This is a genomic window from Pseudomonas putida (assembly GCF_001941965.1).
Classification (GTDB): Bacteria; Pseudomonadota; Gammaproteobacteria; order Pseudomonadales; family Pseudomonadaceae; genus Aquipseudomonas; species Aquipseudomonas putida_L.
In genome coordinates this window covers 267,858-283,164 of the sequence record NZ_MKZO01000047.1, presented here as the reverse complement: position 1 = coordinate 283,164, position 15,307 = coordinate 267,858, and the positions used below count along the sequence as shown (strand labels likewise).

Here is a 15,307-nt window from a genome sequence, read left to right as displayed (position 1 = left end):
TGTGCGATCTCCACCGCCCCCCCAGGGCAAGCTCACCAACCTATTGAGTGGGTTCAAGCGCGTTTGGAACGCGAGACTACACCGACCTGCGGAGCGGGCTGTCGATCCCGCAGGTCGGTATCGCTCAATTCTCGTAACGCAGCGTCAGCGCAAAATTGCGCGGTGCACCGTAGTAGTTGCCGAGGTCCGGGCTGAACACCGCCGTGTAGTACTTCTCGTCGAACAGGTTGTTCAGGTTGAGCTGCACACTGAGGTTCTTGTCGATCGCATACCGGGTATTGAGGTCGACCAGGTTGTAGGCGCCCTGCTGCACCTCATCCAGGTAGATCCTGCTTTGGTGATAGACGTTGGCGCCTACCGTCCAGCTTTGCAGGCCGCCCGGCAGCCGGTAGGTCGTCCCCGCCTTGAACAGGCGCTGCGGCGCGGTTTCGGTGCCATAATCCTTGCCTTTGTTCGGACCTGCCACGTACTCGGGGTGGCTGTAGGTATAGCCGGCCAATGCATTCCAGCCCGGCAGCAGCTCGCCCGACACTTCCAGGTCGAACCCCTGGTTACGCACTTTTGCCCCTTCGCTGTAGCAGCGCGAAGTGCGCGTCGGCCCACACTGACGAGGTGCATCCGCAATCACCGCCGGCAGGCCCGTCTGGTCCACTTCGAAGAGCGCCACGGCGGTGTTGAGCCGACCATCGAAGTACTCGCTTTTCACACCGATTTCATAGTTGCTGCCGGTGATGGGCTTCAGCAGTTTGTTGTCCAGGCTGTAGTTGCTTTGCATCTTGTAGATCTCGGTGTAGCTGGCATACACCGAGTGGTTGTCGTTCAGGTCATACACCACCCCGCCGTAGGGAATGATCTTGGCATCCTCCTTGAACGCGTCGGTATCCCAGGGCCCGGCGGTGTCGTAGTCGGCCCAGCTCAGGCGGCTGCCGATGATCAGGTGCAAGTCGTCGACCGGGTTGAGGCGCGTGGCGAGGTAGAGGCCTTTGTCCTTGCGCAGATGGCGACTTTCGGAGACGGAGGGAAGCAGCTCTGGCGCGGGCAGCGGGCCTCCGCTGAAGGTATCCAGGTCGATCGTGGTGGGACCAGCGGTGCTGCGGGTGCCGTATTCCAGGCGGTCGCGCCGCGCACTGGCCCCGATCACCAGCTCATGCTTGCGGCCGAACAGTTCGAAGGCGCCATCGAGCGCGGCATCCAGGCTGATCTGGTCGTCGTCGTAGCGCGCCGAGTTGGCGTAGAAGTCCAGAACGCTGTCGTCACCACTGCGGTGGTAACCGTACTGGGCGAGAAAGTCGGCGTTGGACCAGATGACGTTGGTGGCCAGCGTCAGCTTCCAGTCCTCGTTGAAGCTGTGCTTGATATCGGCAAATACACTGCGATTGATCTTGTCCAGGTGCGCCCACTTGCCAGTGAACGAGGTGGAGCGGGAGAACCCGTAGGACTGGCCATTGCTGCGGGTCGGCATGCCGCCCCAGTCGTAGCCGCCGTTGTCGTCCTGTTGCAGGGAGATACCCAGCGATACCGTGGTGCGCTCGCCGAGGTCAGCCTCGCCGATGGCATAGAACAGCTGGTTGTCCTTCTCGGAATAGTCCTGGTAGCTGTTGCCCGTGTTGTACATCAGTACCGTGCGCCCCCGCAGGGTGCCCTGCTGGTTGAGCGGCCCGCCGACGTCCAGCTGACCGCGGTACTGGTCCCATGAGCCGGCGCTGAGTTCGCCCTTGAGCTGGTAGAAATCGGTCGGCCGTTTACGCACCAGGTTGACCGCTGCGGACGGGCTGCCCGCGCCTTGCAGCAAGCCATTGGCGCCGCGCACGAACTCGACGCGGTCGTAGATGGCCATGTTGGTCACCGACATCACGTCCATCGAGAAGCTTTCCGAGATGCTCGTCGGCAGGCCATCGAACTGCAGATCGTCAACCTGGAAACCGCGGGAGAAATACCGGGAGCGTTCAGTGCCGAAGTCCTTGACGGTGTTGATCCCCGTCGCGGCCCGCGCGACGTCATCAAGGGACTGCATGTTCTGATCGTCCATCTGCTGGCGCGTCACCACGGTGACCGACTGCGGTGTTTCCCGTGGCGACAAGGCAAGCTTCGTTGCGGTACTGGTGGAGCCGGTGATGTAGGACCCGGTGCCCTCGCTCGCCGCCCCGGGCGCCCGCGCGTTCACGTTGGTCGCCCCCAGCTCCATCACCGCGTCACCGCTGGCGACCACCAGCACATAACCCCCATTTGCCTGGCGCTGGGCGTGCAGGCCACTATTGGCCAACAGGCGTTGCAAACCTTCCTCGACACTGTAGGCACCTTCAAGCCCGGGGGTGGTGAGCTGGCGTGTCTGATTGGTGTCGAACGACAAAGTCACGCCGGCCTGCACGGCAAACTGCGTGAGTGCCGCGCCCAGAGGGCCGGCGGGAATCTGGTAGATGGCTTGGGTTTGCGCTGCGACCTGGGCTGGCAACAGCACGGCGGTAGGCACCGCGGCGAGGGTGATGCCGAACAGGGAAAGGCGGATGGCGCGGGTAATGGCGGGGCTGGCATCGAGGTGAAGCGGGAGCATTGAGTGATCCTTCCGTTGCTATGGCAGAAGTCGCTGTGATCGCGGCTTGTGTCATTGACGGATGAGAATCCAGATCAGCAAGGCAGCCCGAAAAGTTTTTGCAAAGGGCTCAGGCGGGTTCGACGCTGGCCCAGTAGCGCGTGAGGTAGCGCACCCTGACCGGCAGGCTCTTGCCGAGGTTTTCCAGGACCGTGTCGGTATCGTCGATGCGGAAGGCGCCGGAGATCTTCAGGTTCTCCACGGCGGCTGCACAACGCAGTACGCCCGGACGGTAGCGCCCCAGCTCGCTGATGAAATCGCCCAGCCGGCAGTCGTTCACGCTCAGCATGCCCTGCACCCAGGCGGCCGAGTTGGCGGGTAAAGGCTCGATGCTGCCGGTTTGCGTGTCGTCGAAGACTACCTGCTCTCCGGCCTCTACACGCAGGGCGGTCCCGGCAAGATATTGCGGACGCACCTCCACCGCTGCCTGCAATACTCCGACCTGGGTCCGCTGTTCCAGCTGGCGCACGCTGAACCGGGTGCCCAGGGCGCGCACGCTGCCGTTGGCGGTCTGCACGATAAAGGGCCGTTGCCCAGGGTCCCTGGCCGTTTCGATCAGCACTTCCCCTTGGTACAAGCGGATCAAACGCGTGTCGGCATCGAAGCGAATATCCACGGCGCTACCGGCGTTCAGTTCCAGTTGCGAACCATCGTCCAGGCGCAGCGAGCGGCGTTCGCGCACGCTGGTGCGCTGCTGGGCAAGCAGCGCTTGATACGGCAGCTGTTCGACGGCCAGCCAGGTGCTGCCGCTGGCGGCGAGCAACAGCCCCAGCAGCTTCAGCACCTGGCGTCGTTGTGCCTGGGCGGCCCCCAGACCGGACAGCGCCGCCTCCTGGGGAATCCGCGCCCATTGCTGCTGCAGCCGCTCGACCCGCGCCCAGGCCGAAGCGTGCTCAGGGCTGGCCAGCAGCCAGGTCCGCCAGGCCTGCTTGCGCGCGGCATCATCGTCACCGTCATTGAGTTGCACATACCAGGTTGCGGCGGCCTCCAGGACCTTGAGGTCGGGAGCGTTCATGGCGCGTCGACCAGCAACAGGCAGCGGGTGGTGGCACGGATCAGGTGGTTCTTCACCGTGGTGATCGACACGCCGAACTGCTCGGCAACGGCCCCGTAGCTCAGGCCCTCCAGTTGCACGGCGAGGAAAATATCCCGCGTGCGCGGGCCCAGTTCATCGAGCAATGTATCGATCTGGAGCAGCATCTCGATGATCGACAGCCGCACCTCCGGCGACACCTCCACCGGCTCCGGGCGCTGCGCCAGGGCGAACAGATAGGCCTGTTCGATGGCCCGGCGGCGTGACTTGTCGATCAACAGGGACCGGGCGATGGCACTGAGGTAACCGCGCGGCTCGCGGATGGGCGCGTCGTTGCGCGCGGTCATCACCCGGATGAAGGTGTCCTGGGCCAGGTCGGCAGCATCGGCTGCGTTGCCAAGGCGTACCCGCAGCCAGCCCTTCAGCCAGGTGTTGTGTTCGCGGTAAAGCAGATGGACAGCGGCTGAGTCGAGCGTCGACATGGGATGCAACCGATATGCAAATGGGAATTTGTCGCATTGTCTGGAGTTGAGGGATTTAATGCAAGGTTCAAAGGCCGCACCGAACGCGTTTTACTGTTTCGCCCATAGCGGGTGGAAAACACCTGGCCTCAAACGTCTTTCATAGACAGCCAAAGGAGCAACCATGAAAACGGACTGGAACCTGATTCGCGAAATGATGAACACCGCCATCGATAGCTGTGAGCAAATCGAGGCAGCGGGCTTTGACGAATCCCTTCGTTCAGCCACCATCAACATCAGCGGCGTCGAGTGCACGGTAATGGGAGCGCAAGAGTGAATACCACCCTGTTGCGCCGTCTCGTCTTTTGCCTCATCGGCACCCTCGGTCTCGCCCTGCTCCTCCCTTGGGGTATCTACTGGTTGGGATTGTCCAGGCTTTCCCACTACCCAGAGCCCCCCGTTCGCGCCATATCAGCCGTGCAACATGAATGGGTAAGGCGCCTCGCCGGAGGCGAAGGTGATCCGGTCGTGACGCCGCTGACTCCGTTTTCGTACGGCTACGCTATTTTCGCCCGGGAAATGGAAGCGGACAAAAGTACTCGGGTCATCGGGTTGGTGGCCTCCGATCATCTCAGCAATCAGGAACCCCAGCAGAGAATGCTGTGGCGGCACTTGTCGGGCGCGGCCCTGACCATCTGGTTGAGCAGGAACTGGACAGATCAACAGATTACGGCAGCGGCCTTGGTCGCCCTTCAGCGCCGGCCTCGCTGAACGAGCGACGACACCGCTTCAGGGTTCGTGACTCTCTCAGCGCTTGTGCCGCAATGCCTCAACCACCACGCCAAACGCTGACGAATGCTCACGCCGATTCGGGTAGTAGAGATGGTATCCGGCGAAGGGCTGGCACCAGTCTTCAAGTACCCGCAGCAGCGAGCCATCGGCCAGATGGTTCGCCACCATGTCTTCAGGTAGAAACCCCAGGCCACACCCCGCCACGGCCGCACGCAGGATCGGCACGCTGCTGTTGAAGGTCCACTGCCCTTCCACGCGGGCCTTGAGTTCATGGCCGTCCTTTTCAAAATCCCACTGCAGCAGGCTTCCGTGCGTGGGCAGGCGCAGGTTGATGCAGTTGTGGCTGGCCAGGTCACCAGGCTCCATGGGGAATGGCCGCTGCCTGAAGTACTCGGGCGACCCTACGACCGCAATGCGCAAAGGCGGGCCGATCGGCACGGCAATCATGTCCTTGGCCACCTGGTCACCCAGCCGCACACCTGCGTCATAGCGCTGGGCGACAATGTCGGAGAGCGCGTAATCCACGGTGATTTCGACCTTGATGTCCGGGTAGTCGGGCAATACCTTCAGCAGCTTTGGCCAGAGGATATTGTTCGCTGCGTGCTCGGACGCGGAGATCCGCACGTTGCCGGCCGGAGTGTCACGAAACTCGCTGACCGCCGCCAGTTCAAGCTCTATCTCGTCGAAGCGTGGCGCCATGGATTGATACAGGCGCTGGCCAGCTTCGGTCGGCGACACGCTGCGTGTGGTACGCGTGAGCAGACGTACCCCGAGCCGGGTTTCCAGCGCGCGCATGGTGTGGCTGAGCGCAGACTGGGAAACGCCCAACTGTGCGGCCGCGCGGGTGAAGCTGCCTTCGCGGGCGATGACCACGAAGGCTTGCAGGTCGTTGAGGTTGGCGCGGGACATTGATGAGAACCTCTCATGAGGGGCGCGGGATTGATCCATGAAAGCAGGTTGCACACGGATGCGCGACCCTCAGGAGCGCTGATTACAAGGTGCGGGCGTAAAACGCGGTCAGTTTGCCAATCGCGGCATCGACATAACGGGGCACCCAATAGGTTTCGATGTGCGTGGCGCCCTCGAGGATAAACACTTCCTTGTCGGTGGTGCCGGTTGCCCTGGGGAAGGCGTCCTGCGTCATGTACAGGCTGTCGGCCTTGCTGCCGGCAATCATCAGCAATGGCTGGTTGATCAGCTCGATGTGGTCAGTGGCGTCGAAACGCATCAGGTCGATCAGGCTGCTGGTGGTGTATTTGAAGGTCGAGTTGGGGTGCGCGTGCGTCTTCCAGTAGTACTCATAACCTTGGCGATACAGTTCGAAGGGCAGCTTGGCAATCTGCTCGTCGGTGAGGTTGGCGTCCCCCGAGTAGAGCACGGCACCACCGGCCGCTTGCTGGGCACGGGCTGCTGACGCCTGCTCCAGGCGTTGCTGGATGCTATCCATCTGCGAGTCGTTGTAGCCGTTGCGACGTACCCTTCCGGAGTTGAACATGCTCACCGTGGCCAGCGATTTGAAGCGTTTGTCGGTTTGCGCTGCCGCCAGCGAATAACCACCGCCACCACAGATGCCGAGCAGGCCCAGCCGCTTGTCATCGACGCCGGCAAACTGGCTGATGAAGTCAGCCATACCGTGAATGTCTTCTATGCGATACGCCGGTTTATCGATGCTGCGTGGCTGGCCGCCGCTCGCGCCCTGGTAGGCCGCGTCGGCCGTGATGGTGATGTAGCCCTGCTCGGCCAGGCGTTGCGCGTACAGACCGGCGACTTGCTCTTTTACGCCGCCATTGGGGTGTGCAACGACCACGGTCGGGTAGCTCTTCTTCGCGTCATAGTTGGCCGGCGTGTAGACGTTGGCGGCGATATCCAGACCGTTGAGCGTGTAGCTGACTGGATGGATATTGACCTTGCCGGGTTCGTTCTTGCTGATCGCGCCCTCGTAGGCAAGGGTGAACGGGTTCTTTTTGTAATCGGCGGCCAAGGCTTCGCCCGTAGAAAGGCCGACCAATGCCGACATGAACGTGGCTTTGAGGGTGTTTTTCATGTGAAGCTCCTGAGCAATCAAAGGGGCGGCAGTTGCAAAAGTGTTCGGGTCAGTCCAGCTGGTTTTCTTTGAGGAATTGCGCAACCAGGTCCGCGATCTGCATGTTGTTCAGATCCGACATGGGGAAATGGGTATTGCCGTGAATGCCGATTTCCGGCAGGTGGATCAGTCGCACGGCACCGCCGTGGCGATTGACCGCTTCACGCCAGAGTCGGGCCATTTTCAAACGTGCGCGCCAACTGTCCTGAGCGGGCAGGTCGACCTTCTCCTCCGGGATGTTGTCGCCGTAGAGGATCAGGATCGGAATGCGTGTAAGGGCCATGAATTGCTCCATCGACACTGCCGCGCCTTGCACCGTGTCGAACGCGCTGGGAATCGGCGCGGGCACTTCACCCTCAGCGAACACGAAGCTGCTGCCCGGTTCGAACGCCACGATGGCCTTGATCTTGTCGTTCTTGATCGCCGTCAACCAGCCCGGCCCGCCGCCTTGCGAATGGGTGAATAAAATTCCCGGGCCGATCTTGTCGAACAGCGCTGACACACCATCAGAGACCACACCCATGTCGAACGGTCCGGTGTTCGGCGTCATCGCCCGGAAAAACTGCTCGCGGGCCTGTGCATCCTGTGCCACCTGTACGCCCTCGAAGTAATTGGGCCACAGGCCGAGGCGGAACTGGTTGAACCATAGTTGTTCGTCAGGCACAGGCTTGATGGTGACCTCGACCATGCTGCGTCCGGCATCGCCACGTCGCGGCTGATCGATCAGGTAGACGCCGTAGTGCCGACGCAGAAAGATGTTCTGAAAGCCTTCGCGACCATCAGCGGTGGTTTCCCAGGTCTTGGAAAACTGACCCGCACCGTGCCACATGACGATGGGCAGTTTTTGCGCATCCACCGGAATTTGATAGAAGGCGTAGGCGTGGTCACCGTGGTAGGTCTGGCCGTTGGGCGTCATCGGTTGACGCGGGTTGAAGGTGCCCGGTGCAGTGGTCACCGTTCCGCCAGCGGCAAAGCTGCCTTGTCGTTGAATCAGCAACGCGCCGTCGGGGTGATTCGCGCAGGCCGCCAACAGACTCAACAGCGCGATGTTCAGCAGGTACTTTGCACAATTCATGTCATTTCCCCGAAGCCGCGAGTGCCTGGCTCAACGCGGTACTGGCACGTTCAGCCGTCTGCGCATCGCCGTGTTGTTTCAGCAGTTCGGTAACCTCGTGCAACTGTGCCGCGCTCAGACCGACGCGCAGGCTCGCCGCCATGTGCGAGCGCAATTGCGGCTCGACACCTGGCGTTGCCGCCAGCGCCCCGACGGTCGCCAGTTCGCGGCTTTGCCAGTCGAGGTTGTCGCGCTCGAAGATGTCGCCGAACAGGTGGGTTTGCAGGAAGCGGTTGATCACCGGCGCGAACTCGAACACCGGGCCTTTGACCGGAGCACCGGAGATCCTGGTTTGATTCGCGGTGCCGGCGGCCAGCAACTCATCCCCGCTCGGAATCGCCCGGCCTGGCTCACGCCCCGGTACATCTTCGATGCCGCGCTGTTTGCGCGCCTGCACCACCGTCATCAGCTCGCTCAAGGCATTGAGGCTGTGCGGGAAGCCCACATAGGCGTACAGTTGCACCAGAATTTCCCGGGTTTCGCTGATGCTCAAGCCAGCATCGAGCCCTTAATTGAGCGCGGTGTCCAGGCTGGGCATGTCGCTGGTCGCCATGAACGCGGCGATCAGGGGAATCGCTTGTTGCTGGCGCGACAAGGTGACTGCGCTGGGGTGCGTACTGGCCATGGTCTGCGATACCTCGGCTGCTTGAGTCGTAACGCTGAGCATCGCCCCGATGCCCAGACAAAGCGCCATGAGTGCGGGAAGCGCAGCGCTGCGGCGTGCGTCAGTGTTCATCGTGAAAGGCTCCATCCATTGCGGGTAGCTGCGGTGTCGCTGGATCGTACGGAGGACGGTTGTGGCGATTAACCCCGAAATTGCGCAAGGACTTCTGAGCAGGGCTCATGAGTCGGCCTCGCCATAACCGCGGCAATTGCAGCGCAACCATGCCACTACGGGCCTGGAGCACGGATGACGGCTTGCGGCAAAGGTGCCGGGCGAGCGACCTCGACACATTCGGTAACTTCATTGGCCGGCGTATTGCGCCTCCGAGACCTGTTCCGCCCAGGTAACGGTCTGGCCGTCCTCGGCTTCAGCGATGGCGATGTGGGTCATGCCAGTGCTGGCCGTGGCGCCATGCCAGTGACGGGTGTGGGGCGCAATCCAGACAGTGTCGCCCGGTCGGATTTCCTGTCGCGGCCCCCCTTCTTGTTGAACGTAGCCGACGCCTGCGGTGACGATCAGCGTTTGCCCAAGCGGATGGGTGTGCCACGCCGTGCGTGCGCCGGGTTCGAAGGTCACCGTGCCGCCGGCGATGCGCGCAGGCGGCTCGCCCTTGAACAGGCCATCAACACGTACCGTGCCGGTGAAGTTTTGCGCCGCGCCCTTGACCGAGGGCTGCGAGCCGTGCGGCGTGATGCGGATTCCGCTGGCAGCCTGGGATTCCACTGCCATGAATGACAGGGCAACGAGTGGTGCGATCAATCGGTTCATCGGCTCGACTCCGGCCAGACGTGAAGGCAGCGGCGCATAGCGCGCCGCGTGTGCGCAGACTCAGAGTCCGGTCATCTTCAATGCCGATTCCGGCAGGCGTTCACCCTGTACCTGAAGCTGCGCCATCTGCTCGCTGATCATGCGCAGATCCTCGCTGGTCAACTGCAGCTCGACGGCGCCCAGGTTCTCTTCCAGCCGATGCGGCTTGGTCGTGCCCGGGATCGGCACGATCCACGGTTTCTGTGCGAGCAACCAGGCCAGCGCGACTTGCGCCGGCGTGGCCTGTTTGCGCTGCGCAACGGCTTTCACCACCTCGACCAATGCCAGATTGGCCTTGCGCGCTTCAGGGGAAAAGCGTGGGACGACGTTGCGGAAATCGCTGGCGTCGAACTGCGTGTGCTCGTCGATCTGACCGGTGAGGAAGCCGGCACCGAGCGGGCTGAACGGCACGAAACCGATTCTCAGTTCTTCCAGTACCGCCAGCAGCTCCAGCTCCGGGCCGCGCCAGAACAGCGAATATTCGCTCTGCACCGCCGTGACCGCTTGCACCGCGTGCGCCCGGCGAATGGTGTCCACACCCGCCTCGGACAAGCCGAAATGCTTGACCTTGCCCTCGGCGATCAGGTCCTTGACGGTGCCGGCGACGTCTTCGATAGGCACCTGCGGATCAACGCGATGCTGATAGAACAGGTCGATGCAATCAGTACGCAGACGCTTCAGCGAGGCCTCGGCCACCGCGCGGATGTGTTCCGGGCGGCTGTTGGTGCCACCGCCGCGTGCGCCGGTGAGCAGGTCGATATCGAAGCCGAACTTTGTAGCGATGACGACCTGCTCGCGGATCGGCTGCAACGCCTCGCCCAGCAGATCTTCATTGGCGAACGGGCCATACGCTTCGGCGGTGTCGAACAAGGTGATGCCTTGCTCGTGGGCCAAACGAATCAGCTTGATCATGCTGGCCTTGTCGGCAGCAGGCCCATAGGCCGAGGTCATGCTCATGCAGCCAAGACCCAGTGCGGACACTTCCAGGCCATTGCCCAACGTGCGGATTTTCATGATGTCACTCCGTAGAGAATTCGATCAAGGCGTGAGGGGGTGATCGCTCAGCCAGCCGTTCACGCGCTCCATGGTCTTGCGCTCCTGCTCGCTCTCCATCACAAAACCTTCCAGAACCCTGGCCTTCGGCGCGTGCTCGACCAGCACGCTGCGGCTGTTGCCCAAGCCAAAACCGCCGTGGGTATTGACCGGGATAAGGGTCTTGCCGCTCAGGTCGTGGACGCTGAGAAAGGCGCGCACAATGGGCGGAGCGGTTTCCCCCCAGATCGGAAAGCCGAGATAGATCGTGTCGTAGTCGCTGAGGGCGTGAACCTTGTTTTGCAGCTCGGGTTCGAAGCCGCTGTCACGCTCCCGGCGCGCCTGCTCCACGGTTTGCAGATAGTCCTCGGGGTACGCATTGGCCGGCTGGATCTCGAACAGATCGGCGCCGAGCCCACGCTGGACCAGCCCGGCGACCACCCGGGTGTTGCCGGAGCGCGAAAAGTACGCCACCAGGATCCGTGATCCCGAACGCGGCGTTTCAGCACCGGCCTGCGTGTCCGCGAGCGAAAGCAGTGGAGCACTCGCAAGCGCCGCTATCACCGTGCGCCGGAGCGGATCGGGTTCATCGCTCATCGCCCCACCCGCGCCTTGAGTGCCTCGGGATAGCGATCACCTTCGATCGGTATCTGCGCCAGCGCGCTATCGATGGCCCTGAGTTCGCTGGCGTCAAGGGTGATGTCCGCGCCGCCCAGGTTCTCTTCCAGCCGGTGCAATTTGCTGGTGCCGGGAATCGGCACGATCCACGGCGCCTGGGCCAGCAGCCAGGCCAGCGCGATCTGCGCCGGGGTAGCCTGTTTCTCCTGCGCAATCTGCCGGATCAGGGCGACCAGGCCCTGATTGGCCAGCAGCGCCGACTGGCTGAAGCGGGGTACGACGCTGCGGAAATCGTCTTTGGCGTAAGTCGTCTCCGGCGACACGGTGCCGGTGAGAAAGCCCTTGCCCAGCGGACTGAACGGTACCAGTCCTATGCCCAGCTCCCAGAGCGTAGGCAGAATCTCCTGCTCCGGCTCCCGCCACCACAACGAGTATTCGCTTTGCAGCGCCGTCACCGGTTGCACCGCATGGGCGCGGCGAATGGTTTGCGCCCCGGCCTCCGACAGACCGAAATGCTTGACCTTGCCCTCCTCGATCAGAGTCTTCACCGCACCCGCAACGTCCTCGATCGGCACGTCCGGATCAACCCGGTGCTGGTAAAGCAGGTCGATGACATCGGTCTTCAAGCGGCGCAGTGATCCTTCGACGGCGACGCGGATATGCTCCGGACGGCTGTTGAGGATCTGCTGTTTATTGTCGGCGCCGAAGGTAAAGCCGAACTTGGTTGCGATCACCACCTGATCACGAATCGGGGCCAGCGCCTGCCCCACAACCTCTTCGTTCAGGTAGGGGCCGTAGACCTCGGCGGTGTCGAAGAAGGTGACGCCCCGATCCACTGCTGCGCGGATCAGCCCGATGGCCTGTTGCGTGTCCGTCGCCGGGCCATAGCCATGGCTCAAACCCATGCAGCCCAGGCCCAGGGCGGACACTTCGAGTGAACTGCAACCGAGTGTGCGCTTGTTCATGTGGTTCTCCTGACGTTGGCGTTGGGAGAACATTAAGGGAGGTCGGGATGGGGGACTAGAGGGTCAAATTGGGAAGGGTTCATGAGCAGTGCTCATGAATGTTGATGCGGGGTGGCTGCGTTGGGTAGATTGTAGTGAGTGTCCGCATTCGACCCAAAGCTGCTGTTGGCTAAAGGCTGCTTACGGCCAGGGGCGGACGCTCACGACGGCCAGAATTTGAGGACAGGAGGAACCCACGAAACCAAAAGCTATTCAACTTAACGCCTCGCAGACGTTGCGAGGCAAGACATGCATATCCGCTTGAATCGTTACCCGAACAAGGTCGAATTGATCTACACGGACGCTCACAGGCCTAATGGCCTCGATCACCTCAAGGAACAGAGCCCTATGTATGCCCGCTTTATCTTGGTCACGGTCGCCCTCATCCTCAGCGGATGCACAGCCAACCAGTACGACAACAGCAAACCCCCGGACCCAACTCAAGCCGTCATAGTTGGCCGCATCGCCGAAGGTTTCCTCACGCAACCGCACGGTCTGCAGATAGACATCCAACGTCAGGGCGAGCCCGCCACACGTATCCAGCTCAGGACCCTCGGGAACAACAAAGACGTCCACGGCCGTTTCGTTCTGGGCGAACACTTCATGTACCAGGTCCCACCAGGTACCTATGAAGTCACCGGTTGGCAGTACCAGTACTACGCTGGCAAGTCGATGGCCAGGCGCGCCGCCGACCATTTCACCGTCAAGGCTGGAGAAGTAGCCTACATCGGCAACTACACCGCTAATTCCCTGAGCTACTGTCTGACCCGCAACAGCCAGTTGGAGCCGGCCGTGGAGCCTTTGGTGAAGAAGTTCCCGATACTCAAAGACCGCCCCATCAACAACGTCGCCGAGAGCGCCCCCTTCGCCCCCTGGCCAACGTCTGATGCTCGTGACAATGGCAAAGGCCTCTGCAACTTCTGATCGAGTATCCCCCCACGATGATCAAGCACTTCCTGGCCGCTGTAGTGGTCGCCACCTCCCTCCTCCTCGCCGGCTGCAGCACTTCCAACTTGGAGGGGCGCCCATTCTTCGACACACTCGAAGCGCCACGCGCCGACCAGGCCACCCTGTACTTCTACCGAGTCATGCCCACCATCGCAGCCAAGGTCCCGGCAACCATCACCGTCAACGGCAACACCGCCGGCGAACTGCTAGGTGGAAGCTATTTCGTCACCCACCTGCCAGCTGGCAAGTACCACATCAAGTCGTCAACCTCGCCCCTGCTTGCAAGCCGGGACAATAGCGCTTTCGATCTGCAGGTTGAGAGTGGCAAGACCTACTTCATCGCCGACCAGGAAAACACCGAGCCCTTCAAAGCCGACGGCCAGTTGCTTGGATTGGAGTCCCACGCCAACTACCAGCGTAGCCCCTTCTATTTCCGTTACGCCCTGGTAACCCAAGATGAAGCACTGCGCGCGCTTAAGTGGTGTCAGAAAAGTACACCGGTGCGCTGAGGTTGAAACCCGGGCTACTACAGCGAACGGATGGAACTCGGATGGTCTCCGGTGGCAGGCCCAAGAAATTGGGTCTTTAGGCCGCAACATGAGCGTCTGCTATGGCTCGTAAACGGCCGTTCACGACCCATCGCAGGATGGCCAATTGGCGTTTCGGGCGGATTATGAATTAACAGAACCCTCCTCCTTCGCGGACACTGGTAGATCAAACACCCTGTCGAAGACCCACTGAAATACCAGCGCGTAGAAAAAGAAGAACACGAACAACCCCAGATCGGTGACCAGTGCAGCCCACCAGGAAATCTCCAGCCACCAGGCCACCAGTGGCACCAACAGCAGAACCAGTCCGCCCTCGAAACCCAGTGAATGGAGCAACCGTCTGCTCAATGTCCGCTCACGCCGGGGCTGGCGCGCTTCCCAGTACTCGAAAACATGGTTGAACAGTACGTTCCACAGCAGCGCGCTGACAGACAACATCACTGACAGCGCACCCGCATGAGCCAAACCTTCGCCGTATATCAACGCAAGGCTGGGTGACAGCACCGTAATAGCGATCGACTCATAGAGGATGGCTTGAAGGATTTTTCTGGAAGGGCCTTGCACGGCGTTCTCCGAAGGTTGGGCAGGTCGAATTCCAGCGACGGTATCCGCCCCGACGCACCAGGAAAAATGAGATAAATTGAATCCGCATCAATTCAATTCATTCAGGGAGCCCTGCGTGTTTTCGACTCTTCCACTCAACGCGCTGCGCACCTTCGAAGCGGCGGCGAGGCTGGGCAGTTTCAAGGCGGCCGCTGAGGAACTTTCGGTCACCCCGGCGGCCATTTCCCACCAGGTCAAAACACTCGAAACCCACCTCGGAACGCTGCTGTTCAATCGGTCCGGACAAGGCGTGGCATTGACCGATGAGGGTGAGTTGCTCTATCGCCAGACCCATCAGGCGTTATCAGACATTCGCCGCAGTCTGCAGGCTTTGCAGCCGGACACCGTTCACCAGACCCTGACCATCACCACTACGCCGGGCCTGGCCGCAGCCTGGCTGATTCCACGGCTGGGTGGCTTTTACCGGCGCTTCCCACAATTCACCGTGCGGGTCGATACACGCAATGAACTCGTCGATCTCCTGCGTGATTCCAGCATCGATCTTGCCATTCGCTCGGTCAGCCGCGATGACCCCAGGTTGTTCTGCCAAGCGCTGATGAATGAGCGATTTTCGGCTTACGGCGCCCCGGACCTGGTCGCCTCGCTGAACCTGGATCAGCTCGAGCTGATCAACCTGCAATGGAAAATTCCAGGCGCATTCCCGGTCAATTGGCAAAGCTGGTGTGCGTCAGCGAATTGCCAGGCCTGGCTTGAAACCGCGCAGATGCGCGAGTTCGATGATGAGCATTTTGCCTTGAGCGCAGCCATCGCCGGTCACGGGCTGGTGCTGGCCAGCAATGTGCTGGTCGCTGACAGCCTCAGCCGTGGGGAACTGGTGGCCTACAGGCCAGAAATCAGCCTGCCGGGGCCGCGGTACGTTGCTGCGTGCGTACCGGGAAGGGAGCGGCAGGTGCAGGTGAGCGCGTTCCTGAGGTGGCTGGCAGATACCGCGCTCCAGGAAGGATGACCAAACCGGAGAACGCGAATCCAACCACCCCGTGACCATTCCA

Annotated in this window: 16 protein-coding genes and 1 pseudogene; 5 read left to right on the top strand and 12 right to left on the bottom strand. The window is 61.6% G+C overall.

Features of this window, described 5'->3' with window-relative positions:
* Positions 1–124 precede the first annotated feature (124 nt).
* The 3 genes from PSEMO_RS24660 to PSEMO_RS24650 all read right to left on the bottom strand — a co-directional run bounded on the left by PSEMO_RS24660 (position 125) and on the right by PSEMO_RS24650 (position 4,105).
* Complete coding sequence (locus PSEMO_RS24660; RefSeq protein ID WP_075805548.1) at positions 125–2,551, bottom strand: TonB-dependent siderophore receptor; 2,427 nt, start codon at positions 2,549–2,551, stop codon at positions 125–127.
* Positions 2,552–2,660: 109 nt separating this feature from the next.
* Positions 2,661–3,605, bottom strand: coding sequence for a FecR domain-containing protein (locus PSEMO_RS24655; protein ID WP_075805547.1), 945 nt, complete (start codon positions 3,603–3,605; stop codon positions 2,661–2,663).
* Complete coding sequence (locus PSEMO_RS24650; RefSeq protein ID WP_075805546.1) at positions 3,602–4,105, bottom strand: sigma-70 family RNA polymerase sigma factor; 504 nt, start codon at positions 4,103–4,105, stop codon at positions 3,602–3,604. The genes PSEMO_RS24655 and PSEMO_RS24650 overlap by 4 nt, the downstream gene beginning before the upstream one ends.
* Positions 4,106–4,268: 163 nt before the next feature.
* On the opposite strand from PSEMO_RS24650, the gene PSEMO_RS33605 reads away from it, so the two are divergent.
* Positions 4,269–4,421, top strand: coding sequence for a hypothetical protein (locus PSEMO_RS33605; RefSeq protein WP_178392050.1), 153 nt, complete (start codon positions 4,269–4,271; stop codon positions 4,419–4,421).
* Complete coding sequence (locus tag PSEMO_RS24645) at positions 4,418–4,855, top strand: hypothetical protein (protein WP_075805545.1); 438 nt, start codon at positions 4,418–4,420, stop codon at positions 4,853–4,855. The genes PSEMO_RS33605 and PSEMO_RS24645 overlap by 4 nt, the downstream gene beginning before the upstream one ends.
* A gap of 36 nt (positions 4,856–4,891) precedes the next feature.
* Here PSEMO_RS24645 and PSEMO_RS24640 read toward each other — a convergent pair whose 3' ends face one another.
* From PSEMO_RS24640 to PSEMO_RS24605, 8 genes and pseudogenes are all read right to left on the bottom strand, one after another.
* A complete protein-coding gene (locus tag PSEMO_RS24640) occupies positions 4,892–5,785 on the bottom strand; it encodes a LysR family transcriptional regulator (RefSeq protein ID WP_075805544.1) in 894 nt (297 codons plus the stop codon).
* A gap of 82 nt (positions 5,786–5,867) precedes the next feature.
* On the bottom strand, positions 5,868–6,920 hold the full coding sequence (locus tag PSEMO_RS24635; protein WP_075805543.1) for an alpha/beta hydrolase: 1,053 nt from the start codon (positions 6,918–6,920) through the stop codon (positions 5,868–5,870).
* Between the two features lie 49 nt (positions 6,921–6,969).
* Entirely contained in the window at positions 6,970–7,914 is a 945-nt protein-coding gene (locus tag PSEMO_RS24630) for an alpha/beta hydrolase (RefSeq protein ID WP_178392054.1), read from the bottom strand.
* A gap of 121 nt (positions 7,915–8,035) precedes the next feature.
* Positions 8,036–8,809, bottom strand: a pseudogene (locus tag PSEMO_RS24625) (carboxymuconolactone decarboxylase family protein).
* A 228-nt stretch (positions 8,810–9,037) separates the two neighbouring features.
* Positions 9,038–9,505: a (R)-mandelonitrile lyase gene (locus PSEMO_RS24620; protein ID WP_075805541.1), complete on the bottom strand. Its 468-nt coding sequence runs from the start codon at positions 9,503–9,505 to the stop codon at positions 9,038–9,040.
* 60 nt (positions 9,506–9,565) lie between these two features.
* Positions 9,566–10,558: an aldo/keto reductase gene (locus PSEMO_RS24615; protein WP_075805540.1), complete on the bottom strand. Its 993-nt coding sequence runs from the start codon at positions 10,556–10,558 to the stop codon at positions 9,566–9,568.
* A 24-nt stretch (positions 10,559–10,582) separates the two neighbouring features.
* Positions 10,583–11,173, bottom strand: a complete 591-nt coding sequence (locus tag PSEMO_RS24610) for a flavodoxin (protein WP_075805539.1) — start codon at positions 11,171–11,173, stop codon at positions 10,583–10,585.
* Positions 11,170–12,159, bottom strand: a complete 990-nt coding sequence (locus PSEMO_RS24605) for an aldo/keto reductase (RefSeq protein WP_075805538.1) — start codon at positions 12,157–12,159, stop codon at positions 11,170–11,172. Before PSEMO_RS24605 ends, PSEMO_RS24610 begins: the two co-directional genes overlap by 4 nt.
* 288 nt (positions 12,160–12,447) lie before the next feature.
* Between PSEMO_RS24605 and PSEMO_RS24600 the strand changes: the two genes are divergently transcribed.
* Both PSEMO_RS24600 and PSEMO_RS24595 read left to right on the top strand, forming a co-directional pair.
* A complete protein-coding gene (locus PSEMO_RS24600; protein ID WP_256721191.1) occupies positions 12,448–13,122 on the top strand; it encodes a hypothetical protein in 675 nt (224 codons plus the stop codon).
* 17 nt (positions 13,123–13,139) lie between these two features.
* Positions 13,140–13,655, top strand: coding sequence for a DUF2846 domain-containing protein (locus PSEMO_RS24595; RefSeq protein ID WP_075805537.1), 516 nt, complete (start codon positions 13,140–13,142; stop codon positions 13,653–13,655).
* Positions 13,656–13,817: 162 nt separating this feature from the next.
* Here PSEMO_RS24595 and PSEMO_RS24590 read toward each other — a convergent pair whose 3' ends face one another.
* A complete protein-coding gene (locus tag PSEMO_RS24590; protein ID WP_075805536.1) occupies positions 13,818–14,258 on the bottom strand; it encodes a PACE efflux transporter in 441 nt (146 codons plus the stop codon).
* A 115-nt stretch (positions 14,259–14,373) separates the two neighbouring features.
* Here PSEMO_RS24590 and PSEMO_RS24585 point away from each other — a divergent pair, with 115 nt between their 5' ends.
* Positions 14,374–15,264, top strand: a complete 891-nt coding sequence (locus PSEMO_RS24585; protein WP_075805535.1) for a LysR substrate-binding domain-containing protein — start codon at positions 14,374–14,376, stop codon at positions 15,262–15,264.
* Positions 15,265–15,307: the final 43 nt, after the last annotated feature.